Genomic DNA, 23,125 nt, shown 5'->3' on the forward strand with positions numbered 1-23,125 from the left:
GCTACACGTCGCGCAGCGTGTCACCAAAGCTGATGGTTGGCGCAAGAGTGACCTGCCCGTCTTTTTCAACATCATTCACGCGGGCGGCAATGATTTCTGCCGCCTTGGTACCAATTTCGCGACGGCAGGCGTCCATAGTGGCCAGTTGGCGTGGCAGGCCTTGCAGCAGTTCCACACCGTTGAAACCAGCCAAGCCAATCTGCCCCGGCACGTCGATGCCTTTCTCCAAAAGGTAGAGCAGACCACCTGCGCCAATCATGTCGTTGCTGTAGTAGATGAAATCCACATCCGGGCTGCGCTCCAGCACCGCTTCGGTCATCTCACGGCCTTTGGCCAACGCGGACCCGCCGGAATAGAACTCCCGGTCCACCACTTCGACGCCGGATTTTGCCAGAACTTCGGTGAAGCCTTCAAAGCGTTTTCTTGCACGGTGATCGAGCGGCATCTTGGTGCCAAGGAAGGCAATTTTCTTATAGCCCGCTTTTAGGATCGCGGCGGCCATTTCACGGCCCGCACGACGGTGCGAAATCCCCACCATGGCGTCTACGGGATCGCCGTCGGTGTCCATAATCTCGACCACGGGAATGCCGCTGGCTTGCAGCATAGCACGCGAGGCTTCCGTGTGCTCCAGCCCGGCAATGATCACACCCGAAGGCCGCCAGGACAGCATCTCATAAAGAACTTTTTCTTCTTTTTCAGGAAGGTAATCGGTCACGCCGACCACCGGCTGCAACTCGGTGTCTTCCAGCACCTGGCTGATGCCGCCTAGCACTTCGGGGAATACCATGTTGGACAGCGACGGGATGATCACTGCCACCAGATTCACCCGCTGGCTGGCCAGTGCACCGGCAATCTTGTTGGGCACATATCCCAACTCTTTTGCCGCAGTCAGTACCTTGTCGCGTGTGGCTGCGGACACATCCCCGCGGTTGCGTAAAACGCGGCTGACCGTCATCTCGGACACCCCCGAAGCTTCTGAAACGTCACGAAGGGTCAAGGAACGGTTTTTCTGAGTCACTGATATACTTCCCGATAAGACTATCGGAATGTTACCGCGATCAGTTGTGCCTATTCAAGCATTGGCTGCCCGCGCAAATGCGCACAGTTAACGGGGGCGTTTACATGTCTGCTGAAATGGCAAAACTCTCCACTGGTTCTTTCACGTTGTGTAGGGAGACGGGCCCAAGCGGTTTGCTGTCAGGCGCATGTTGCGCCACGCGGCCCGAGGCAACAATGCGATGGCCTACGGTTTTGCCATAGTCACCCAGCCGCGCCGCGATGTTGGCAGGGCGGCCAATGACCGTGAAATCCAACCGCTCTTGAGAGCCAACATTGCCATAGGTGACTTGCCCGTAGCAAATGCCAATGGAGCATTCACAACATCGGTTTGAGTCTTCCTCGCGCAATTCGGCCAGCCTGGCGACAATTTCCCGCGCGGCCTGCAGGGCTTCAGCGCCAGCATCCGTGCCATCATCGGTGTCCGGAAACACCGCCAGCACCGCGTCGCCAATAAACTTCAGCACTTCGCCGCCATGGGCGTGCACAATCGAAGAGGCGGTATCAAAGAACGTGTTGAGCAGATCGATATAGTCCTTACGTCCAAGCTCTTCTTCCAGCCGCGTGGACCCGCGCAGGTCACAGAACATAATCGCCGCATCAATATCGTCGCCATCGCCACGGCGGATTTCACCGCCCAAAACCCGCGCACCTGTGCGACGTCCGACATAGGTTTCCAGCAAGGATTGCGCGTTTTCCTTTTGCGTAAACACCTCAAAGAACCGGCTGATCACAGTCGAGACTTCAAAAATCAATCCAAGATTGGCGGTGGTGAAGCCTTCAGGGTGATCGCTGGTCAAGGTCAGCACGTTGATCTGGCCATCGCTGAAAAACAGCGGCATGGCCACGTAGTCGGTTGCGCCTTCTTCTTTGAGCTCTTCCATCACCGGAAACTGCATCTCGGATTTGGTACAGGTCAGCTTTTGGCGCACGCCCCCCAGACCTTTTGACACATAGCTCAACGGGCTGTTTTGGAAAGCCGGGTGGTCATAGAGCTCATAAGAGGGCGCAAAAGTGGTGATCTCTTCCTCGTCGCGCTTCCAGATATAGTTTTTACCGGCGATCAGCGGATGCAGCGACCAGATCATCGCGCTCATCCGGGCCACGGCAATGCCGTGCTCGACCATCTTCTTCCCCAACGCGCCAATGAAATCTTCGGGCGTGGTTTCAAACGCCGCCCCGCGCATCAACCAGTCCACCAACGGGCCAGTGATGTTGCCATCGGTCACTGGGTCTAATTCCACGCTGCCCAGATCATAATCCACCTGTGCGCCCGGCATAAAGCCAATATGACCGTTGATTGCGCGGCTCTCCGGCATGGCGTCATCATAACACCAGACGCCATTGTAGATTGTCTCGCCGTCGAGCAGCAGATCATGATACCGCGCTGTGCCCTTGAAAGGGCAGAAGGTTTGCAGTTCGGTCTCATCAGACAGCGGCGCCAGAATGTCTTCTCTTGGGATGTAGATCTGCGGCGCCAGCCGGGTCTCATACATCACCTTGGCATTTGTACTTTCGGCCAGAACCTGCCCGTTTCGCAGAACACGCACGGTGGAGGCGATGGGTTTGATCTCAATCCCGTAGCCCGCGTTGGCGCCAAAACGTGAACCTTCCATGCCCTGATCCTTCCCTGATCGTCACCCCTGTCACGCAGTCTCCCCTATGTGGGGTGTGAACAAAAGGCAAACAAGAGGACGTGCGGTACATCAAGCAATTGTGTGCCGCCCCCGTCAGAGCACTTCTATCACATCCTTGTCGATTGAGAGCACATAGCCTTTGCGGGCGATGTTTTTGACCAAAAGCTGGCTCACCATCTGATTGCCCAGCGAGTCACGCAGGCGTTTGATGCGCGTTGCTCCTGCGGCCTCTTCACAATCGGTGGCGGGTTTGCCGGAGATCATGCTTTCCAGCTCAATGCCAGACAGCACATCGTCATCCATGCGCGCCTCGGCCAGAACCGAGAGTGTCTCCATCGCCGCGTCGGTCAGTTTGAAGCCCATCTCGTTGAGGTACACTGTCTTTTCTTCGCGGCTGACAATCAGGGAGGTCACCTGAATGCCCGCGCGTTCGATCTGCGCCATGCGCCGGTTCATGGTGATCAGCCCAACAAGAAACACCAGCGCGGCAATCATCATGCCGGTGGCAAACACCAACAGCACCAATATCACCATACGGTAGCTGGCGAGCGTGTCGGCAAAGGCGGTGCCGGATTGCGCAAGAATTTCCAGAAGTTTGATTTCTGCCTGACCGGTCAGGTCATCGTTGGCCAGAAACAAGGCCTCGACACGGGCGTTAAACGCATTGGCATCCGGTAAAGTCAGCAGCAACAGCGCCGCACAGGCCAAAAGGATCAGGACAATTGTCCCAATCCCCAGTGTCACGATCCGCCCACCGCTGCGCCGCGTTTCAATAACGGAGGTAGAATTGTCCTGCACTGTCTTCCTTTCCGGAGAGTTCTGAGGCGTCAAACACCGAGAGCACGTTTAACAAGGTCCATCCGTCTTTCCCAATACGGGCGGCAACTTCTTGCTTTGCGGATCCGGCATCACAGCCGTTTTTAAGATCAATCACACCGTAGTGCAGGCGCAACGGCGCGTCTTTCTTGGCTTTGTAATCGGCATAGCAGTCGGCGGCGAGCACAGCACTAGGAGATGCGAGGGCCGCGACAAGAGCGCCAATACGAAGGCTGTATGTCATGAGCTGTTTCATGAGCCGACAATGGCGCACATACCGCCTGTTATTCAATAACCAAGTTGGTTCGCACCCCTGATATCACATAACAAGGTGCTGATATTGTGAGATTTTTGGAGTTGCGGCGAAAACGAATGGGCAAACCGGCGCACAGCCCGGGCAACATTCAAAAAACAGGACTTCGCCATGACTTCCAAATCGTTTATCGCCTCCGTACTGAGTATCGCCATCATACTGACCGGCGCGACAGCACCGCGCGCCAACGCCATGGATGAGGACGCCATCGCCGCGCTGCTGTTTGGTGTGACCGCTTTGGCTGTGATTGGCGCAGCTGTGGCAGATCATAAGAAATCCGACCCGGCACCAGTGGTGTCCAAGCCGGTGACAAAACCGAAACCCAAAAAGAGTCACAAACCTAAGAAGAAGCACAAAGCCTGGTTGCCAAGCCACTGTGCCAAGCGGTTTGAAGCCAAGAATGGTCGCATCATTCAGGGCTACAGCCAACGCTGCCTGTTCCGCGCGCAATACCCGGCCTACCGTCTGCCGGAGAAGTGCTACTTCAAACGCAAAGGCGTGAATGGCCGCATCGCTGGCTACCGCAGCCAGTGTCTGAGCAACAACGGCTACAAAGTGGTTTGGCGCTGATCTGATCCCCACCATCGAGCGGTGTGCAAGCCGACAGTAAGATCGGCAACTGGCCGGGCAGACGAGGGGCTGCCCGGCTTTTTTCTTGCGCATGGGGCTCTGAGGTGGTTCTCAAGGTGGTATGACAAAAGAGAAAACAGCCCCCGACTTTTCCCTGGAAGAAGCAGCCTTTTCCCGTGGCCTGAGCCTTGTGGCTGGAGTTGATGAAGTGGGCCGTGGGCCTTTGGCCGGGCCTGTGACGGCTGCGGCGGTTGTGCTGGACCCCAACAACATTCCTGACGGTCTCAACGACTCCAAGAAATTGACCGCCAAGCGGCGCGAGGCGCTGACCGAAGAAATCCTGAAAGTAGCCGATGTCTGCATCGCTCATTGCACGGTCGAAGAAATCGACGAACACAACATCCTGCGCGCCAGTCACATCGCCATGGAACGGGCTGTCGCGGGGCTGACTTCGGTGCCGGATCACCTGCTGATCGACGGCAATCTAATCCCGCCTGGATTGCAAATTTCATCCGAAGCAATCGTAAAGGGGGATGCGAGGTCACTCTCGATTTCCGCCGCATCTATCGTTGCCAAAACTGCGCGCGACACCATCATGATGGATTTGGCGCAACAGTTCCCTGGTTACGGATGGGAAACAAACGCTGGATACCCGTCCAAAAAGCACAGAGAGGCATTGGAGCAACTGGGCGTGACCCCACATCATAGGCGTTCGTTTAAGCCTGTGCACAATATCTTGTATCAAGCGAAAAACTAACTCGCTGATTCAAAAAAGAAATTGACGCCGAATCGTGTTTGACTCAAACTTATCCACATAACGAGCGCACTAAAAAAACCGCGCCGTAATGAGGCAGAGAATGAAAACGATGACCAAAGCGAAGGGCGCATCCGCGCTCCCGATCAATAGTATATTGTCCGGCGACTGTATCGAAGTGATGAACAGTCTGCCTGAAAACTCCATCGACCTGATCTTCGCAGACCCGCCCTATAACCTTCAGTTAAAAGGCGATCTGCACCGTCCAGACAATTCCAAAGTGGACGCGGTTGATGACGAGTGGGACCAGTTTTCGAGTTTCGCCGCGTATGACAAGTTCACACGCGAATGGCTGAAGGCGGCGCGCCGTCTTCTCAAACCTAACGGGGCGATCTGGGTGATCGGCTCCTACCACAATGTGTTCCGCATGGGTGCGGAACTGCAGAACCAGGGCTTCTGGATTCTCAACGATGTGGTGTGGCGCAAATCCAACCCAATGCCAAACTTCCGTGGCAAACGCTTCACCAACGCGCATGAAACCATGATTTGGGCGTCCAAATCCGAGGGCGCCAAATACACCTTCAACTACGAAGCGCTCAAATCGCTCAACGAAGGTATTCAGATGCGCTCTGATTGGGTGTTGCCAATTTGCACCGGCCACGAGCGTCTGAAAGACGACAACGGTGACAAGGCGCATCCCACACAGAAACCAGAAAGCCTGTTGCATCGCGTGCTGGTTGGCTCGACCAACCCCGGTGACGTGATACTCGATCCGTTCTTTGGCACCGGCACCACTGGCGCTGTCGCCAAAATGCTGGGTCGTGAGTACATCGGCATTGAGCGTGAAGCGGCCTATCGCAAAGTGGCTGAAAAGCGTCTCAAGCGGGTGCGCAAGTTTGACCGCGAAGCGCTGACCGTGACCGCCTCCAAACGTGCCGAACCGCGCGTGCCTTTTGGCCAGTTGGTTGAGCGCGGCATGTTGCGTCCGGGTGAAGAGCTGTATTCTCTGAATGGCCGTCACAAAGCCAAGGTCCGTGCTGACGGCACGTTGATTGGAGACGACATCAAAGGCTCCATCCACCAGGTTGGTGCGCATCTGGAAGGTGCGCCAAGCTGTAACGGCTGGACCTACTGGTCTTACAAACACGAAGGCAAGAAGGTGCCAATTGACCTTCTCCGTCAGCAAATTCGTGCAGAAATGGCGGCGCGTCCCAACTAAACCACTTTGCGGTACCCCAAGACCCGGGTCGCTTGTCGCTATTGTCCAAATGACAGAGCTGCACACAGGCGATCCGGACCAACCGCAAAGTGCCATGGGGCACGCCAACTACCATACCACAGATAACTATACCGCCGGATGCCTGTAGCCGAACTGACTACGCAGGTATCCAGACTTCCCCGCCGCAACCCGGCGGGGTTTTTTTGTCGCGGCAGGGGTGTAAGCTTGCGCACAACACCTATCTCAGCCCGAGACAACGGAGAGCCAGTTTATGGTCGAGCAGACGGAAACCAAATCGACCGCCTATCTGGATCGGTTTGAAGAGGGCGAAGAGCGCAGCGACAGCTATACGGAAGCTGTGCTGGAGCGCCACAAGCGCGAAGGGCTGGATCTGGCGGTCAAGGCCCGCTGGATCGCCATGTCCATCATTGGTGTGTTTCTCCTGTTCACCGTGCATTGGCCGGAAGTGTTCTATTACGAACTCATTCTGTTTTTGCTCTGCGTCAACGGCTGGCTCATTCGCCGTGCGGGGCGCGTCGGCCGCTCCAAAATGGAGCTGTTCCTGATCTTTGTGGATCTCTTGCTGATGGTTGTTGGCATCATTGGACCAAATCCCATTGGCCTGGATGACTGGCCGCAGGCGATGCAGTACCGCTTTGGCAATTTCCAGTATCTGTTCCTCATCCTTGCCATGGGCACTTTGGCGTATTCCTGGCGCACCGTGATTGCGATTGGCACCTGGACCGCCGGAATGTGGGCCGCAGCTTTGGGGCTCTCGATATGGCTCACTGATCCCGTTCCCGTTATGAGTGATGCGATCAAATATGCGTTGCCCGGTTGGCCGGACCTCGCGCATATTCTGGATCCCAACAACTTCAATGTCAGGCTGCGCTTTCAGGAAATCGTGGTTTTCTTATTGGTGGCGATCACGCTTGGCATCTCGATGCGGCGCTTTAACGGGCTGCTGCGATCAAACGCGGCGCTGGAGCGAGAGCGCACCAACCTATCACGGTATTTCTCGCCCAATGTGGTCGAAGAGTTGAGCCAAAACGACGAACCTCTTAAGCAAATTCGCTCTCACGATATTGCCGTACTTTTTGTGGATATCGTTGGGTTCACGGAGTTTGCCGCCGCCCGCAAACCGGAAGAAGTGATTGAGACCCTACGTGACTTCCACGGACTTATGGAACGCGCAGTGTTTGCCCACGAAGGCACGCTGGATAAATATCTCGGCGATGGCCTGATGGCGACGTTTGGCACGCCCAGCCCATCTGATCACGATGCGCAAAATGCGCTACGTTGTGTGCGCCAGATGATGGCGGATGTGGATGTGTGGAATGATGCCCGGATCGCCAGCGGCCAGCCACCATTGCGGGTTGGGTTTGGGGCGCACTACGGCCCGGCGGTTTTGGCGGATATTGGCGCAAACCGCTTGGAGTTTGCGGTTGTGGGCAACACTGTAAATGTCGCCTCACGTCTGGAAAGCATGACCCGAGGCCTTAATGCCCGACTGGTGATCAGCGACGGCATGCGCAGCGAGGTCCTCAAGGAAGGTGGTGACGCATGTCTCGATGGGCTGCAAAAATTCACTGACCAAGACATTCGTGGCGTGGCGGAAAAGCTGACGGTTTGGGCCTTTGAACGGCCTGACGATCACGGGGTTTGACCGTCACCGCGGCATCGGGTTCTTGGCCTTATTGTAGGGATGCCAGTTGGTGATTTCAGGATAGTACATGTCCCGCCATTTGCGCACGCGCGGGTTCATCACCCGCTTCCATACGGGGGGGATCATCGCCGCGATCGTCATGATGGGATAGCCAAAGGGCAACTGCGGCGCCTCTGCATCTGTGTAGTTCTGCAACAGCGGGAAGCGGCGATCCGGCTTATAGTGGTGGTCTGAGTGGCGCTGTAAGTTGATCAACAGCCAATTGGAGGCTTTGTGGGCCGCATTCCAGCTGTGATGCGGTTTCACGTGTTCATATTTGCCTTCACCCAAGTGTTTGCGGGTCAGCCCGTAGTGCTCGACGTAGTTCACCAGCTCTAGTTGCCAAATGGCAATCCAAGCCTGCCATATGAACAGCGCCACACCCAGCCAACCGCCAATAATGAGTGCCAGCAACAGCATCCCCCCCTGCAGCGCCCAGTAACGGAAAAACGGGTTGGACAGGTCGGTCCATGGCAAGTCTTTGCGTGCCAACATGTCTTTTTCGGCTTTGAAAGAAGACTTAAGCGAACCGATCAGAACACGCGGGAAAAACCGATGGAAACCTTCGTTGTACCGCGCCGTCACAGGGTCTCGTGGTGTGCCAACGTAGCGGTGATGCACCAGGAGATGTTCGCTGCGGAAATGTGAATACAGCACCATCGACAGCAAAATGTCGCCCAGCCACCGCTCGGATTTGGCTTTCTGATGCATCAGCTCGTGGCTGTAGTTGATGCCAATGGTGCCGCTGATCACGCCCACACCAAAGAACACACCAATGAGCGCGCCGGTGCTCAAGTGATCTGCCCGTGTGGCGTAGAAAAGCAGCCCGAAGATGGTGACAAATTGCAGCGCTGGCCAGATGAGTGTGACCATCCGGTACCATTTTAGTTGCTCATCCGTGGTGTCCAGATCGGCGTTCTCAAGGTTCAGGCCGGTGACCGCGTCCAATGCCGCAAACAGATACCACGTGGTGAACGGCACCAGCAGCACCCACCAGCTGCCCAACCCGGCGGTGATCCAGACCAATGGGATCAGCAGCAGGGAGCACCAGAAGGGTAAGGCATTGGCAAACTTGGCAACTTGGGAGGAGGCAATCATAACCACAGTCCTTTGAACGCGTTGCGCAAACTATGCGGCGAACTGTGGATCAGTGCAATGAGATCAAGTGCCGCGATAGAGATCAAACGCTTTGCGCATAGCAGTTGGAAGGTCCCCTGATTCGTAGTCGTCTTCGGGCACAAACGCGCCAGCAGAGGGCTTGCGGTCCATCGGCACCAACGCGGTTTTAACGGTCAGACGCAGATGAAAATGCGTGAAGGTGTGTTTTACTTCAGCATTCAGTGTTTTCCACTCCGCCCTGATTGGGGCGTCATGTTTGGGCGCTTGTCCTTCGGTCCAATCTGATCCGGGCCACCCCAACATACCGCCCAGCAACCCGCTGTCTGGGCGGGTTTCCAGCAGAAAGGCCCCGTCCACTCGTTTGGCGATATAGACCACGCCATGGCGGATGGGCTTGGGTTTCTTTGGGGTCTTCTTTGGCAGTTCAGCGGCTGTGCCCGCCGCCTGGGCCTGGCAGTTCGAGCGCCAAGGGCACAGCCCACAGGCCGGGTTGCGTGGTGTGCAAATGGTTGCGCCAAGGTCCATCACGGCTTGCGCGTAATCCCCGGGACGCTCTTGCGGGGTCATTGCCGCCGCTTTCTCTGTCAATTCCGGCTTGGCAGCGGGCAAAGGCGTATGAATGTCAAACACCCGCGCCATGACCCGCTCCACATTGCCGTCCACCACCGTCGCAGGGTGGTCAAACGCAATCGAGGCAACCGCACCGGCTGTATAAGGGCCGACACCGGGCAAAGTCAGAAGCGCCTCTACGGTGTCCGGAAATACGCCATCATGCTCCGCAACCACATAACGCGCACATTTCAGCAAATTGCGGGCGCGGGCGTAATATCCTAGCCCGGCCCACTCTGCCATGACGTCCGAATCTTCTGCTGCCGCCAGGTCGCTTACGGTTGGCCAGCGTGCTGTGAACCGCTCAAAGTAGTCTTTGACAGCGGCCACAGTGGTTTGTTGCAGCATAATCTCTGACATCCACACCCGATATGGGTCTGGTCGCACGCCGCGCGCGCGCTCTTTTGGCCCGACACGCCACGGCATTTTGCGGGCATTGTGGTCGTAGAACGTCAACAGGTCGGCGCTGTCTGGCCAATCACGCAAGTTTTATCCTCACTCCGGTTGGGTTTCACTGGCGCCCTCGCGCCGAGCCACTAAAATAGCGACCGATCAAAGGATGCAAGACCAACATGCGCCGCGCCACCACCAAAGGGTTCTCCCGCACCTCTTCGCTTTTGCAAGAGCGCATCCGCAAAGCCAGCGAAAGCCGTGGTTTTGCGGAGTCCCGGGTATTGACCCATTGGGCCGAGATAGTCGGTGAAGACACGGCCCGCATCTGTCAGCCGGTGGATGTGAAATACAGCCGCCAGGGGTTTGGCGCCACGTTGACGGTGTTGACCACCGGCGCACAGGCCCCGATGCTGGAAATGCAGAAAGAAACGCTGCGCACCCGTATCAACACGGCTTATGGCTACAATGCCATCACCCATATGCGCATCACCCAGACCGCGCCCACCGGCTTTGCCGAAGGGCAGGCGGTCTTTGGCGCGGCACCCAAGGCTGAAAAGCCCAAGCCCGATGCCGCCACCTGTGCGGAGGCTGCCGAAGTGGCCGCGCCGGTGGGCGACGATGATCTGCGGCAAGCACTTGAACGGCTTGCGCAAAATGTGATCTCAAAGAACAAAAACGCAAAGAGAGGCTCTGAATGAACCGTTTTATCCCTGCAATCGCCGCTGCGGTTGTCGCCGTCGCTGGTGGGGCTTACTGGCTGACCAACATGCAACCGTCCGCAACCACGACGGCGTTCAGTCTTCCGGAAATCACCAACATTCAAACGGTGTCTTCTGAAGGCGTAGCCAACGAGCACGGCATTGTCGAAATGGTCATGGGCTCTGAAGACGCGCCAATCACCATTATCGAGTACGCGTCCTTCACCTGTCCGCATTGTGCCAGCTTTCACGAAAACGTGCTTGAGCCGCTGAAAGCGGACTATGTCGACACCGGCAAAGTGAAGTTTGTCTTCCGTGACGTGTATTTTGACCGTTATGGCCTGTGGGCCTCCATGGTGGCGCGCTGTGGCGGTCAGGAGAAATTCTTCGGTATGACCGACATTCTGATGAAGACTCAGAAAGACTGGACCCGCGCTGGTGATCCCGTGGCAATTTCCGACAGCCTGCGCAAAACCGGCCGTCTGGCAGGTTTGGAAGATGACCAACTGCAAGCCTGTTTGCAGGACGAAGACAAAGCCAAAGCACTTGTGGCCTGGTTCCAGGAAAACGCCGCTGCAGACGATGTGAACTCCACACCAACTTTGCTGATTGACGGTGAGAAGCACTCCAACATGAGCTACAACGATCTGAAAGAGATCCTTGACGGCAAGCTCGGCGGTTAAGCCAAAACACGACCGGGCGGCTTAAGTCTGCCCGGTCACCCCGATGCGCGTCAGAAGCGCATCAATAGGTCCCCAATCCTGCAATTCCAAACGCACCGGTAGGGTCAGCACCTGCGGCCGCACTTCCAATGGCAGGCGCACGGCGTCTTTCTCAGTTGTCACCAATTGCGCGCCCATTTTTTGGGATTCTGCGTAAAGCCGTGAGAGCATGGCGGGCGGCAGCGCTTGATGATCGGCCAGTGCTTCGGTATGCACCAAAGTGGCCCCAAGGCTGCGCAGCGTTTCAAAGAATTTTTCCGGATGGCCAATGCCCGCAAAGGCAAAAAACGGGGTTTCCGTCCAATCCATGCCGGTTTGCAGCGGCACCAAGGTGCCTTGGGCATGTGGCAACGTCACTTGGACGCCCCATGTGTCTGCAAATCTGCCCTGCGCCGCATTATTGCCTATCGACAGAACCACGTCGCCGCGCGCCATGCCCGCCGCCACTGGTTCGCGCAATGGCCCCGCTGGAATGCAGCGCCCGTTACCAAACCCACGATGTGCGTCCACGACAATGATTGAGGCATCCTTATGGACGGAAGGGTTTTGAAACCCGTCGTCCAGCAGGATCACATCTGCGCCTGCGGCCTCTGCTGCCCGCACGCCCTCGGCGCGGTCTTTGGCAACCCAGGTTGGAGCAAAGGCTGCCAGCAGAAGCGGCTCGTCTCCGGTTTCTTCCGCTTTGTGTGTGCGCTCGTTGACCTGCACCGGGCCTTCAAGCGTGCCGCCATAACCGCGAGACACCACATGCGGGGTTTTCCCCATGCCAATCAGCCGTTGCGCCAAAGCGATGGTCGTGGGCGTCTTGCCAGTCCCGCCCGCATTGATATTGCCGACACAGATCACCGGCACAGAGGCTTTGTAGCCGTCCGTCTTGCTGACGCGCGATCGGGTGGCTTTGGCGTAAATCCCGCCCAAGGGCGCCAAAAGCCGCGCTTGCCAGCCGGGGCGGGTGGGTTTGTTGGACCAGAACAGAGGTTCCTTCATGCGGGTTCCTCCTGCACATCCATTAGCGTATGGGCATGCTCGAGCACCTTGTCCGACACCGCCGCGCTGTCAGACACAACCTGCCATCCGGCATGCGCCATGGCGGCCACCTGATCCGGGGCGGAGAGGAACATCAGCGCAGCGGTCAAACTGTCGGCATCTTTCACAATTCTTGCCGCCCCCACATTGGCCAGCCGCGTATAGCTGCCCAGATAGCGCCGCACCGACGGACCGTACAAAATGGCACTGCCCAACGCCGCAGGTTCCAAGGGATCGCGCCCGCCGGCACCGGCAAACAAGGAACTGCCAACAAAGCTGATCGGAGCGATGCGATACCACAGGCCCAACTCATCCGGCGTTTCGGCAAACAAGACCTGAGTGTCGTTCCCAGGAAAATCACCATTGTCCCAATCGGCCACGCGCCAACCCTCTTGCTCGATGGTCTCGCGCATGGCCTGCGCCGAGGTTGGATTGTCTGGCACCACAACCAGCAACATCCGAAACGACAGCCGCAAAACCGCGCGATAGGCATTGAGCACCGTCTCGAGCTCTTCCGGCTGCAACCGCGCTGCCAGCCACACTGGGCGTCCGGCCAGACAGCCACGCAACTCCTCAAGGTCACTGTCGCGCACAGGAAGAGCAGGGGCCTCCTCCATCAAGGTCCCGCTGACCTCTACTTTGGAGCTGTCTCCCAGCAGTTTGCGCAGCCGTATTGCGGTGGCGCGGTCCTGCGCAAAAACGGTGTTGAAACAGGCCAGAGTGCCGCGAATGGGTTCTGGCCCCCAGCGCCGCTTCTGGTCCAGCTTGGGACGATGCACTTCGAGCATCATTGACGGAATGTCTCGTGTGCGCACAGCATCAATCAAAGCCGGGCGGATGCTGGATCCCAGCCAGATCATGATCTCTGGCTGCCAATGCGCCAGGAACACTGCAATGTCCGCCGGGCTTTCCGAAGGGCAGGGCTGCCAGATCACGCCGTCTGGTAAGGTCTGGGTCAGGGGCACATTGTTTGGGGTGGTCAAAAGCACATGTGCGGTGTCACGTTGTGCTGCTAGCCGCAATCCGAGTTTGGCCAAGGTGCGCGCACGCGTCGGATCGGTGCTGTGGAGCCAGATGACCGCGCCTTTAGGGCGCGGACAGTCGATGTCTGTCAGCCGGGGTGGCTGGCGGCGCGCAAATGCGAGATACGCCGCAAGGCCAAGCGAGCGCGCCATCTGAAGTTCTTATCCGAGCTCTTCGGTGGAGGAGGCCGCTGCCTGCTCATCCCGCAGACGGTGCAGGTGCGCGATGAAGTAGCGCATATGAGCGTTGTCCACTGTGCGCTGCGCTTCGGCCTTCCACGCATTATAGGCGCTGTCATAATCCGGGAAGATGCCAACAACATGGATGTCATCCACGTCTTTGAAGGCGGTTTTGGTTGGGTCGATCAGTTCGCCACCAAAGACGAGGTGCAGTCGTTGTGCCATTTGTGGGCCACTCCTGTGAGGTGCTGAATTGGCCGCAACCTACGGCGCTTGGGCCAAAGCCTCAAGGGCAGGATCACGCAGCGGGACGCAAGTTTGGCTGGATTTGCCTCAACTTTCTCATGTCGTATGGTCTTGTGGTGCGGTTTTTGCTACTGCGCGCGGCATGAAACCCTTTTTGATCCTGCAATTGCGCCCTGAATCCGTTGCCTCTGATGCAGAGTTCCAAGCGTTCCTTGAGAAAGGTCGGTTGACGGCAGGCGACGTACACCGCGTGTCTTTTGATCAGGAAACCCTGCCCGCAGACATCAACCTGAACCGCTACTCTGGCGTGATTGTTGGCGGCGGTCCCGGCTGTGTCAGCGATTGCCCTACCTCACGCAATCCGCTTGAGGCGAAGATGGAAGCGCAGGTGATGGCCCTCATGCCGCATATAACAAGTGAGGACATTCCGTTTCTCGGTTGCTGCCTTGGCATTGGCGTGCTTGGCCATCATTTGGCGCAAGCTGTTTCCAAAGACCGCTATGGCGAAGAAGCCGGGCTTGCCCGTTGCAACCTTACGGCGGATGGGCAAAACGATCCGCTGCTGGAAGATGTGCCGCAGGAATTTGACGCTTTTGTGGGCCACAAAGAAGCGTTGCAATATCTGCCGGAAGGCTGCACCCATCTGGTGCAATCACCATTCTGCCCGTTTCAGATGATCCGCTATCGGAAAAACGTCTATGCCACGCAATTCCACCCGGAGGCGGATGGCGCGGAGTTTGCCAACCGTCTCAATATGTATCGGGACAAAGGCTACTTTCCACCGGAAGAAGTCGATCGCTTGATGGCGCTTTGCCGCGCGGCTGATGCCTCTGCGCCGCCAAAGATCGTCGCCAATTTTGTGGCCCGTTATCGCGCCGCGTGAGCCGGAGCCAGAGCCGCACAAATCTGATCTTTGAGCGCCTGTGGCGCTGCAATCACCCCGGCCAGACGTGGGTCAGGGTTGTTGAACCGCAGCGGCGCGCCGTGGCGGTCTGCCGTTGCGGCCCCTGCTTCGCGAATAATCAGATCACCAGCGGCCACATCCCACTCCCATGTCGGACGCAACGTGACCATGGCATCAAACCGTCCTTCGGCCACCAATGCTGTGCGATAGGCCAATGACGGGCGGTAGCCGCGGTCAAACGTCGGTGGTGTGCCCTGCCAATGGGACGCATCCATCACCGGGCGGGCGACCAGCACTTTCGCGCCCGTCATGTCTTCCCGTGTGCCGGAAGCAATCGAAGCACCGTTCAAAAACGCGCCTTGCCCCTGCGCTGCGCTGTAGAGCTTGTCTCGGCGCGGCAGAAACACCACCGCTGCGGTCACAACCCCACGCTCCGCAATGGCCAGCGCATGTGCCCAAGTGTCGGAGCCTTCAATAAAGCTGCGCGTGCCATCGATCGGATCAATGATGAAGGTCTTCTCCGCATGCACCCGGTCGCCTTCATCCAGCGATTCTTCGCTGAGCCAGCCATAGTCCGGGCGCGCCGAGCGGAGCGTATCTTCCAGCATCTCATTGACGGCAAGGTCGGCTTCCGTAACCGGCCCTGCGCCCTCGGGTTTGTGCCAAGCTTTGGCATCCGGCCCATTGTAGCGCGTGGCGATGTCGCCCGCCCGTTGCGCCGCCGCAATCAGCAGATCAAGATCAGTTTCCGGCAAGAGTCATCCCCGGGATCAACAGCGATGGCACAACGCGGGAAAGGTAGGTCCGCGCATCATTGGCGGGCACAATCGACATCATCATGTCATGCAGGTTGCCCGCGATGGTGCATTCGTTCACCGGATAGGCAATCTCGCCATTCTCAATCCAGAACCCTGCCGCGCCACGGGAGTAATCGCCTGTGGTCGGGCTGATGGTAGAGCCAATCATTGAGGTGACCAAAAGCCCGGTGCCCATGTCCTTGAGCAGCTCGGCGCGACTCTTTTCCCCTTGCGTCAGCGACACATTCCAACTGCTTGGCGAGGGCGGCGAAGAGATCCCGCGTGCGGCATTCCCAGTGGAGGCCATGCCCAGCTTGCGGGCGGTTGCCAAATCCAATGTCCAGCCGGTCAACACACCATTGTCGATAATCGCGCGTCGCGTGGTGGGCAGGCCTTCCGCATCAAACGGACGGGACCCAGACACCCGTGCCCGCTTTGGATCTTCGATCAGCGACAGCCCATCCGGAAGCACCTGTTGACCTAGCTTGTCCCGCAGCCAGGACGAGCCCCGCGCCACCATGCCACCGTTGGCGGCTGCCAGCACATGACCAATCAGCGACGACGAAATCCGCTCATCAAACAACACTGGGAAGCTGCCGGTCTCCGGCTTACGCGCATTCAGACGCTCCACCGCACGTTGACCAGCGGAGGTGCCAATCTCGGCAGCGTCGCGCAGGTCACTCTGAAAAATCCGAGAGTCGCCGTCATAGTCACGCTCCATTGCGTCACCTTCGCCGGCAATCGCGGTGGCGTAGATACCGCGGCTGCTGCGGGCATATCCAGCGGCAAACCCATTGCTGGCTGCCAAAAACACTTCGCTGCTGCTGTATCCACCGGTGGCCGATTGCACTTGGCTCACACCATCTACAGCTTTGGCGGCCGCTTCGGCGATCATCGCGTCTTCTTGCAAGCTGGCTGCGGCAGGTTCTTCGGTTGGGTCATTCAGCTCAAGCGCTGCAATATCCAAATCCTGCGCCAACTGGTCTTCACCCGCCAAGCCAACATAGGGATCTTCCGGCGCTTCTTTGGCCATTGCTACAGCACGTTCCGCCATTACCGCGATGCTTTCCGCGCGGGTATCGGAGATCGATACATTGGCTTGCCGTTGACCAATCAGAACCCGCAGCCCAAGGTCCACACCTTCAGAGCGCTCCGCCTGTTCCAACTTGCCTTCACGTACATCAATCGACACCGAGGTGCCGCGCATCACCATCGCATCTGCCGCCTCGGCGCCAGCCACCTTGGCCGCGTCCAACATGATCTCTGCAAGCTGCTCAAGAGTCTGCGCCATAAAATGCCTCGTGTTTGGTTTTGTGACAGGTAGTCGCCCAACGCCAAAGGCGCAAGTCTGCGGACAGGTTAGCGCCGCTGCAACACCTGGAATGCGGCGGAGGCCAACCAGCCAGCGGCAATGGCAATGGCCAGCGACATCAACCCATACATCAGCGGCTGATTGCGCGACATGTCAAATAGCCAACGCTCCAGCCCAACCTTGTTTACATTGATTACGGTTTCGTAATTGGAGATCACTTTGCCGCCACGTGTCAGGAAAATTCGCGTGGGATAGTCGCCCTCGGTCAGGTTGGCGGGCATTTTGATGGAGGTGCGGAACAAGGTCTGTTCATCCACCGATACCGTGTTTTCCAACACCTGATAGGCGCCCTCATCCGTGCGAATTCGGATCACCGCTTCGCTAAAGCTCTGCGCATCTTCAATACCCATTGGCGCGCCAACGGATCGGATCGCACGCGGGATCGACACGCTGTGGCGTTGATCTTCCACGTTAGACATCGCTTGGTTGAAAGGCGCAGAGGTGGCGACGGCATAAAAACTTGGCGCCTGGTCGATCTCCACTGCGTCGGTGTTGACCCAAATGCCAAACTTGCGCTCCTTGCGGCGCACGGTCAGCGGGCCACTTGGACCGGACACAGCGATCACAACTTCCAATGGCGGGTCTTGCAGGATGGGACTTTCGCGTTTCACCGCGCCAAACAGTAAGATTTCAGAGCCGTCAAAGTCAGCGGTGATCGCCACTTGATCTTGGCTTAATCCCAACACGACCTCTTCAGCCACAACTGGCATCGCAATCATCAGCAACAGAGACAGGAGCAGACGTTTCATGGTCAATGCCCTCCCGCTGCGCCAATGGAGAACAACTCACTTGGCTCCAACAACAGGTCCAGCGCCAGTTTGGCACAAACCAAAATCACCAAAAGTGCCAGCAAAATGCGCAGTTGCTCGGCCTTTAGGTAGGTCCCCAACCGTGTGCCAATCTGCGCGCCAATCACGCCACCAACTAGCAGCAGCACGGCCAGCGCGATGTCCACCGTGTAGTTGGTTGTTGCATGCAGCAATGTGGTGAAGCCGGTCACAAAGATAATCTGGAACAGCGAGGTGCCGACAACCACTTTGGTTGGCATGCCCAGCAGGTAGATCATCGCAGGCACCATGATGAAGCCGCCGCCAACCCCCATGATGGCCGAGAGGATACCCACCAGAACCCCCACCATCAGCGGTGGGATCACGGAGATATAAAGCCCCGAAACACGGAAGCGCATTTTTAGGGGCAGGCCGTGAATCCAGTTGTGTTTTTTACGTGTGGGCGGTCCGGCGTTTTTGCGCGATTTGCGGATCGCATTCAGGCTCTCGACGAACATCAAAGAGCCAATCACACCCAAGAAAACCACGTAGCAAAGCCGCACCAACAGATCGACTTGGCCTTGCGATTTCAAATAGTTGAAGACCACAACCCCAAGCGCGGCCCCCACCAGACCACCGGTTAGAAGAACCGTGCCCATCCTGAGGTCCACGGTTTTACGCCTGAAATGCGCCAACACGCCGCTAAAAGAGGAGGCCACAATCTGATTGGCTTCGGTGGCGACGGCCACGGCTGGCGGGATGCCGATGAAAAACAACAACGGCGTCATCAAAAAACCGCCGCCAACCCCAAACATGCCGGACAAGATCCCGACCATGCCGCCCAAACCGAGCAGCAAAAAGGCATTTACGGAGACTTCGGCGATGGGGAGGTAGATCTGCATATTTTTTGATAGCGCCAGACGGCACGCAAAAGCAACCTGTCTGGATGGCTAAATCACTGACAGGCCAGATCAATGCCTCCAAACTGGACTTATTCAGGTCTGGGTTGTGGAAGTAAGGGGCTGCCAAAAGAAAACCCCGCCAACATCACTGCCGGCGGGGTTTTGGTTTCACGTCGGAAGCGACTTAGCGTTCCTTGATATAGGGTTCCGCGCTGGCTTTTGGCGGGATCGCTTTGCCGACAAAACCCGCGAGGATCACCACGGTCAGAATGTAAGGCAGGGCGCCCAACAGCTGGACCTGAACCTTCAGACCAGACACGTTCTCAATGATGTCAGGACGCAGTTCCAATGCTTGGAACAGCCCAAACAACAAGCATGCCCACAGCGCATAGACCGGACGCCACTTGGCAAAGATCAATGCGGCCAGCGCGATAAATCCACGCCCAGCGGTCATGTCTTTCACAAAGCCTGCCTGCAGCGCGGAGGACAGGTAAGCGCCCGCAACACCACACAACACGCCACAGATCAGCACCGCCGCATAGCGCAGCCAGACAACGGACACACCTGCGGTATCCACCGCTGCGGGGTTTTCCCCCACCGCGCGCAGGCGCAGACCAAAGCGGGTGCGGAACAACAGCCACCATGTGAATGGCACGGTCAGCAGCGCCAGATACACCAGAGAGGAATGGCCAGAGATCAGCTCGGAATAGAATTGTTGCAACGGACCCGCCTCAGCAATCAGCTGGCTCAGAGGCCTGTCAGCTGCGGCTGCATCTGAGGGGCCAATCGCAAATGGCAGTTCAATTGGGTTGAAACGCGCGTCCCCTTCCAGTGGTGGCGTACGGCCACCTTGACGGAACCAGCTTTGCGCCACCAACACGGTCATACCTGCCGCGAGGAAGTTGATCGCGACACCGGAGATCAGCTGGTTGCCGCGGAAGGTCACCGACGCCAATCCGTGGATCACGGCCAAGGCAACAGAGGCGCCCACACCGGCGAGCAAGCCAACCCAGGCATTGCCCGAGTAGAAGGCCACGGCGGCCGAGAAAAACGCCGCTGCCAGCATTTTGCCCTCAAGGCCAATGTCGACCACACCGGAGCGTTCGGAATAGAGGCCAGCCAGACAGGCCAGAAGGAGTGGGGTTGCCAGACGCACGGATGTGTCCAGCACTTGAAGTAGTGTCAGAAAGTCCATCAGGCGTTCCTCCGGCGCATCGCAATGAAGAGTTTTTCAAGCGGCTCGCGCACCATATTGTCCAATGCCCCGGTGAACAGGATCACCAGTGCCTGAATAACCACGATCAGCTCGCGAGGAATACTGGTCCACAGCGCCAATTCTGCACCCCCCTGATAAAGGAAGCCAAACAGGATCGCCGCCAGCAACACGCCAAACGGGTGGTTGCGGCCCATCAGCGCCACGGCGATGCCGATAAAGCCCGCGCCTTCGGTGCTGTTCAGGATCAGGCGTTCGCTCTCGCCCATGGTAGTGTTGACCGACATCATGCCCGCCAGCGCCCCGGAGATCAGCATGGCAATCACGGTGATGCGCACCGGGCTGATGCCCGCATAAAGCGCACCGGATTCGGAATGCCCAAAGGCCCGGATCTGATAGCCAAGCTTGGTGCGCCACATCAGCAGCCAAACAAACACACTGGCCGCCAGTGCGAGGAAGAAGGTCACGTTGGCTGGTGCGCCACGGAACATCTTGTTGCCCTCAGTGGAGAACATGTCCTGGAACGACGGCAGATGCGTTGCATCCGGGAACTTCGCGGAGGCTGGGTCCATTGCGCCAACGGGGCGCAGCAGTTCCACCAACACATAGTTCAAAATCGCCGCGGCGATGAAGTTGAACATGATGGTGGTGATCACGATGTGGCTGCCGCGTTTGGCCTGCAGATACGCCGGGATCAAAGCCCAAAGCGCGCCGAACAGGGCCGCGCCAACAGAGGCGCCCAAAATGGCGAGCGACCAATGGGGCCAAGGCACGTAAAGACAGCACAGGGCCACGCCCAGACCACCCAACATCGCCTGACCTTCGCCACCAATGTTGAAAAGACGTGCGTGGAAAGCGACCGAGACTGCAAGACCGGTGAAGATGAAGTTGGTGGCGTAATAAAGCGTGTAGCCCCAACCGGACGACCGCATCAGCGCGCCGTCAACCATCAGTTTCAGTGCTTCAATTGGATTTTCGCCAATCGCCAAAATCACAAGTGCAGAGAAAAACGCCGCCAAGAGCAGCGAAATCAAGGGGATCAGGACGATGTCGGCCCATTTAGGCATCTTATCCATCGGCGGGAACCTCCTGTGTGGAGTTGTCGTTGCCGCCGTTGCCATTGGCCACAGCGGAGGTGTCGGTGATCCCGGCCATCAACAGGCCCAGCTCTTTTTCGTTGGTCTGTGCGGCGTCGCGTTCGCCGGTGATATGGCCGTCAAACATCACAACCACCCGGTCCGCCAAAGACAGGATTTCCTCCAATTCCACGGACACAAGCAAAATCGCTTTGCCCTGATCGCGCAGGTTCACAACCTGCTGGTGGATGAATTCAATCGCGCCAATATCCACGCCGCGTGTCGGTTGCCCGATCAACAGCAGGTCCGGGTTGCGTTCGATTTCCCGTGCCAGAACAATCTTCTGCTGGTTTCCGCCAGAGAAGTTTTTCGCAGCCAGTTTGGGATCCGGGGGGCGCACATCAAAGCGCTGCATCTTGGCCTCAGCCTCGGTGTAGATGCCTTTGTTGTCCATCAGCAGGCCGTTCTGGATTTCCGGCGAATGGTGATAGCCAAACACCGTGTTCTCCCAGGCGGCAAACTCCATGATCAGACCTTCACGCTGCCGGTCTTCCGGCACGTGGCTGATGCCTGCGGCACGGCGCGCTTGCCCGTCTGCGCCATGGCCGCTCAGCGGAATGGCTTCGCCGTTCATGGTAATGGTGCCGGTGCCATCAGCAAAACCGCCAAGCACTTCGAGCAGTTCGGACTGGCCGTTGCCTGCCACACCCGCGATGCCAACAATCTCGCCGGCGCGCACGGTGAGGTCGATACCTTTCACACGTTCTACGCCAGCCTCATCCACAACCCGCAGGCCTTTGATGTCCAGCACAGTGGCTCCCGGCTCCGCAGGCTTTTTGTCGACGCGCAGCAGAACCTTGCGGCCCACCATCAGTTCCGCCAGATGTTCCGGCGAGGTCTCGGCGGTTTTCACCGTTGCGGTCATCTCACCGCGGCGCATCACGGATACGGTGTCGGTGTATTCCATGATCTCCCGCAGCTTGTGCGTGATCAGGATGATGGTTTTGCCCTCTTCGCGCAGACGGTCCAGAATGCGGAACAGCTGATCTGCCTCCGCTGGGGTCAACACGCCGGTGGGCTCGTCCAGAATGAGGATTTCCGCCTTGCGATACAGCGCCTTGAGGATTTCCACCCGTTGCTGGTGCCCCACAGAGAGGTTCTCAATCACCTCATCCGGGTCCACGTTCAGCCCGTATTCCTCGGCCAGATGCTTAAGCTCCTTGCGGGCATTGCCCAGAGAGCTGTTCAGCATCGCGCCTTCTTCGGCTCCCAGAATGATGTTCTCCAGCACGGTGAAGTTTTCCACCAGTTTGAAGTGCTGAAACACCATGCCGATGCCTGCGCGGATCGCGGCTTGGCTGTCCGGTATTAAGGTTTTTTGCCCCTTGATGAAAATCTCCCCAGCGTCAGCTTTGTAAAAGCCATACAAGATCGACATTAGCGTGGATTTGCCCGCGCCGTTTTCGCCGATGATGCCGTGGATGGTGCCTGGTTGCACCGAAATCGAAATGTCCTTGTTTGCCTGGACAGGGCCAAAGGCTTTGGAAATACCTTTGAGTTCAATGGCAGGCGCCGTCATTCAGGCTCTCCCAGTCCTGCGAAGCCAACCAGCCGCTGTGCGCGGCCTTCGGCATCTGGTTCGATGAAATACTGTCCAAGCTGCTCTTTTCCATCCGCCATGCGAAACGCAACGGTGGCGCGGTACACACCCGCTGTGTTGCTCAGGTTGACCACCGCAGCGGTCGCCCCGGGGGCATACTGAGTATACATCTCCACATAGCCAACCAGTGCGTCAAAATCGGATACCGGTTTCTCTGTGCGGGGATCAAGGTAGGAAAAGTCAGGAGAGACAGCCGCACGCAAAGCATTTTTGCGTGTGTTTGCGTCGGTCTCGCCCCATGCGGCGAAAAAGGATTCGATCGCGTGTGACATAAGGGACCTCTTTTAAGTGGAAGGGCCGCGCCGGCACGGCACGGCCCTGTCTCTAGCTCCGGGGCGACCCAGGTGTG

Annotated in this window: 24 protein-coding genes; 7 read left to right on the top strand and 17 right to left on the bottom strand. The window is 57.7% G+C overall.

All coding sequences use genetic code 11. From position 1 onward, the window contains the following. Nucleotide 1 precedes the first annotated feature (1 nt). The 4 genes from Q0955_RS09380 to Q0955_RS09395 all read right to left on the bottom strand — a co-directional run bounded on the left by Q0955_RS09380 (nt 2) and on the right by Q0955_RS09395 (nt 3,753). Nucleotides 2-997 carry a LacI family DNA-binding transcriptional regulator gene (locus tag Q0955_RS09380; RefSeq protein WP_299423503.1) on the bottom strand — a complete coding sequence of 332 codons (996 nt, stop codon included), beginning with the start codon at nt 995-997 and terminating at the stop codon, nt 2-4. A gap of 121 nt (nt 998-1,118) precedes the next feature. After that, nucleotides 1,119-2,672 carry a DUF427 domain-containing protein gene (locus Q0955_RS09385; RefSeq protein WP_299423506.1) on the bottom strand — a complete coding sequence of 518 codons (1,554 nt, stop codon included), beginning with the start codon at nt 2,670-2,672 and terminating at the stop codon, nt 1,119-1,121. A gap of 114 nt (nt 2,673-2,786) precedes the next feature. Then, a complete protein-coding gene (locus tag Q0955_RS09390; RefSeq protein ID WP_299423509.1) occupies nt 2,787-3,491 on the bottom strand; it encodes a hypothetical protein in 705 nt (234 codons plus the stop codon). Beyond that, the gene (locus Q0955_RS09395) at nt 3,463-3,753 is read right to left on the bottom strand and encodes a hypothetical protein (RefSeq protein ID WP_299423512.1); all 291 of its coding nucleotides are present in this window, start codon (nt 3,751-3,753) and stop codon (nt 3,463-3,465) included. Before Q0955_RS09395 ends, Q0955_RS09390 begins: the two co-directional genes overlap by 29 nt. A gap of 180 nt (nt 3,754-3,933) precedes the next feature. On the opposite strand from Q0955_RS09395, the gene Q0955_RS09400 reads away from it, so the two are divergent. The 4 genes from Q0955_RS09400 (at nt 3,934) to Q0955_RS09415 (ending at nt 8,031) form a co-directional block, all read left to right on the top strand. Then, on the top strand, nt 3,934-4,392 hold the full coding sequence (locus tag Q0955_RS09400) for a hypothetical protein (RefSeq protein ID WP_299423515.1): 459 nt from the start codon (nt 3,934-3,936) through the stop codon (nt 4,390-4,392). 121 nt (nt 4,393-4,513) lie between these two features. Beyond that, nucleotides 4,514-5,149, top strand: a complete 636-nt coding sequence (locus Q0955_RS09405) for a ribonuclease HII (RefSeq protein WP_299423518.1) — start codon at nt 4,514-4,516, stop codon at nt 5,147-5,149. A gap of 100 nt (nt 5,150-5,249) precedes the next feature. Next, entirely contained in the window at nt 5,250-6,365 is a 1,116-nt protein-coding gene (locus tag Q0955_RS09410) for a site-specific DNA-methyltransferase (RefSeq protein WP_164644329.1), read from the top strand. 271 nt (nt 6,366-6,636) lie between these two features. Then, nucleotides 6,637-8,031: an adenylate/guanylate cyclase domain-containing protein gene (locus Q0955_RS09415; protein ID WP_299423523.1), complete on the top strand. Its 1,395-nt coding sequence runs from the start codon at nt 6,637-6,639 to the stop codon at nt 8,029-8,031. A 3-nt stretch (nt 8,032-8,034) separates the two neighbouring features. Here Q0955_RS09415 and Q0955_RS09420 read toward each other — a convergent pair whose 3' ends face one another. Together Q0955_RS09420 and mutY are read right to left on the bottom strand one after the other, a co-directional pair. Further along, nucleotides 8,035-9,168, bottom strand: coding sequence for an alkane 1-monooxygenase (locus tag Q0955_RS09420; protein ID WP_299423525.1), 1,134 nt, complete (start codon nt 9,166-9,168; stop codon nt 8,035-8,037). Nucleotides 9,169-9,231: 63 nt separating this feature from the next. Next, complete coding sequence (gene mutY / locus Q0955_RS09425; RefSeq protein WP_299423528.1) at nt 9,232-10,284, bottom strand: A/G-specific adenine glycosylase; 1,053 nt, start codon at nt 10,282-10,284, stop codon at nt 9,232-9,234. A gap of 86 nt (nt 10,285-10,370) precedes the next feature. Here mutY and Q0955_RS09430 point away from each other — a divergent pair, with 86 nt between their 5' ends. Then, the gene (locus Q0955_RS09430) at nt 10,371-10,889 is read left to right on the top strand and encodes a DUF721 domain-containing protein (protein WP_299423530.1); all 519 of its coding nucleotides are present in this window, start codon (nt 10,371-10,373) and stop codon (nt 10,887-10,889) included. Continuing rightward, nucleotides 10,886-11,572 (top strand): DsbA family protein, encoded by a 687-nt coding sequence (locus tag Q0955_RS09435; protein ID WP_299423533.1) that lies wholly within the window; start codon nt 10,886-10,888, stop codon nt 11,570-11,572. The genes Q0955_RS09430 and Q0955_RS09435 overlap by 4 nt, the downstream gene beginning before the upstream one ends. Nucleotides 11,573-11,593: 21 nt before the next feature. On the opposite strand, the gene lpxK is transcribed toward Q0955_RS09435, so the two are convergent. Genes lpxK through Q0955_RS09450 form a run of 3 tightly spaced genes read right to left on the bottom strand, consistent with a single transcriptional unit; the run spans nt 11,594 to nt 14,064 of the window. Further along, nucleotides 11,594-12,598, bottom strand: a complete 1,005-nt coding sequence (gene lpxK, locus Q0955_RS09440) for a tetraacyldisaccharide 4'-kinase (protein ID WP_299423535.1) — start codon at nt 12,596-12,598, stop codon at nt 11,594-11,596. Then, entirely contained in the window at nt 12,595-13,812 is a 1,218-nt protein-coding gene (locus Q0955_RS09445; RefSeq protein WP_299423538.1) for a glycosyltransferase N-terminal domain-containing protein, read from the bottom strand. The genes lpxK and Q0955_RS09445 overlap by 4 nt, the downstream gene beginning before the upstream one ends. A 9-nt stretch (nt 13,813-13,821) precedes the next feature. Next, nucleotides 13,822-14,064, bottom strand: a complete 243-nt coding sequence (locus tag Q0955_RS09450) for a DUF4170 domain-containing protein (protein WP_299423540.1) — start codon at nt 14,062-14,064, stop codon at nt 13,822-13,824. A 163-nt stretch (nt 14,065-14,227) separates the two neighbouring features. Here Q0955_RS09450 and Q0955_RS09455 point away from each other — a divergent pair, with 163 nt between their 5' ends. Beyond that, complete coding sequence (locus Q0955_RS09455; protein ID WP_299423543.1) at nt 14,228-14,968, top strand: glutamine amidotransferase; 741 nt, start codon at nt 14,228-14,230, stop codon at nt 14,966-14,968. Here the strand turns inward: Q0955_RS09455 and Q0955_RS09460 are convergent. From Q0955_RS09460 to Q0955_RS09495, 8 genes are all read right to left on the bottom strand, one after another. Next, nucleotides 14,953-15,744: a 3'(2'),5'-bisphosphate nucleotidase CysQ gene (locus Q0955_RS09460; RefSeq protein ID WP_299423545.1), complete on the bottom strand. Its 792-nt coding sequence runs from the start codon at nt 15,742-15,744 to the stop codon at nt 14,953-14,955. The genes Q0955_RS09455 and Q0955_RS09460 overlap by 16 nt on opposite strands. Continuing rightward, nucleotides 15,731-17,077 (bottom strand): TldD/PmbA family protein, encoded by a 1,347-nt coding sequence (locus Q0955_RS09465; protein WP_299423547.1) that lies wholly within the window; start codon nt 17,075-17,077, stop codon nt 15,731-15,733. Before Q0955_RS09465 ends, Q0955_RS09460 begins: the two co-directional genes overlap by 14 nt. A 68-nt stretch (nt 17,078-17,145) precedes the next feature. Further along, a complete protein-coding gene (locus tag Q0955_RS09470) occupies nt 17,146-17,907 on the bottom strand; it encodes a TIGR02186 family protein (protein ID WP_299423550.1) in 762 nt (253 codons plus the stop codon). Between the two features lie 2 nt (nt 17,908-17,909). Beyond that, nucleotides 17,910-18,827: a sulfite exporter TauE/SafE family protein gene (locus Q0955_RS09475; RefSeq protein ID WP_299423552.1), complete on the bottom strand. Its 918-nt coding sequence runs from the start codon at nt 18,825-18,827 to the stop codon at nt 17,910-17,912. Between the two features lie 184 nt (nt 18,828-19,011). Further along, on the bottom strand, nt 19,012-20,022 hold the full coding sequence (locus Q0955_RS09480; RefSeq protein ID WP_299423555.1) for an ABC transporter permease: 1,011 nt from the start codon (nt 20,020-20,022) through the stop codon (nt 19,012-19,014). Next, nucleotides 20,022-21,116 carry an ABC transporter permease gene (locus Q0955_RS09485; protein ID WP_299423557.1) on the bottom strand — a complete coding sequence of 365 codons (1,095 nt, stop codon included), beginning with the start codon at nt 21,114-21,116 and terminating at the stop codon, nt 20,022-20,024. The genes Q0955_RS09480 and Q0955_RS09485 overlap by 1 nt, the downstream gene beginning before the upstream one ends. Then, on the bottom strand, nt 21,109-22,695 hold the full coding sequence (locus Q0955_RS09490) for an ABC transporter ATP-binding protein (RefSeq protein WP_299423560.1): 1,587 nt from the start codon (nt 22,693-22,695) through the stop codon (nt 21,109-21,111). The genes Q0955_RS09485 and Q0955_RS09490 overlap by 8 nt, the downstream gene beginning before the upstream one ends. Further along, on the bottom strand, nt 22,692-23,048 hold the full coding sequence (locus Q0955_RS09495; RefSeq protein WP_299423563.1) for a molecular chaperone GroEL: 357 nt from the start codon (nt 23,046-23,048) through the stop codon (nt 22,692-22,694). The genes Q0955_RS09490 and Q0955_RS09495 overlap by 4 nt, the downstream gene beginning before the upstream one ends. Nucleotides 23,049-23,125: the final 77 nt, after the last annotated feature.

Origin of the sequence: uncultured Shimia sp., from assembly GCF_947493595.1 — a bacterium.
Taxonomy (GTDB): domain Bacteria; phylum Pseudomonadota; class Alphaproteobacteria; order Rhodobacterales; family Rhodobacteraceae; genus Shimia.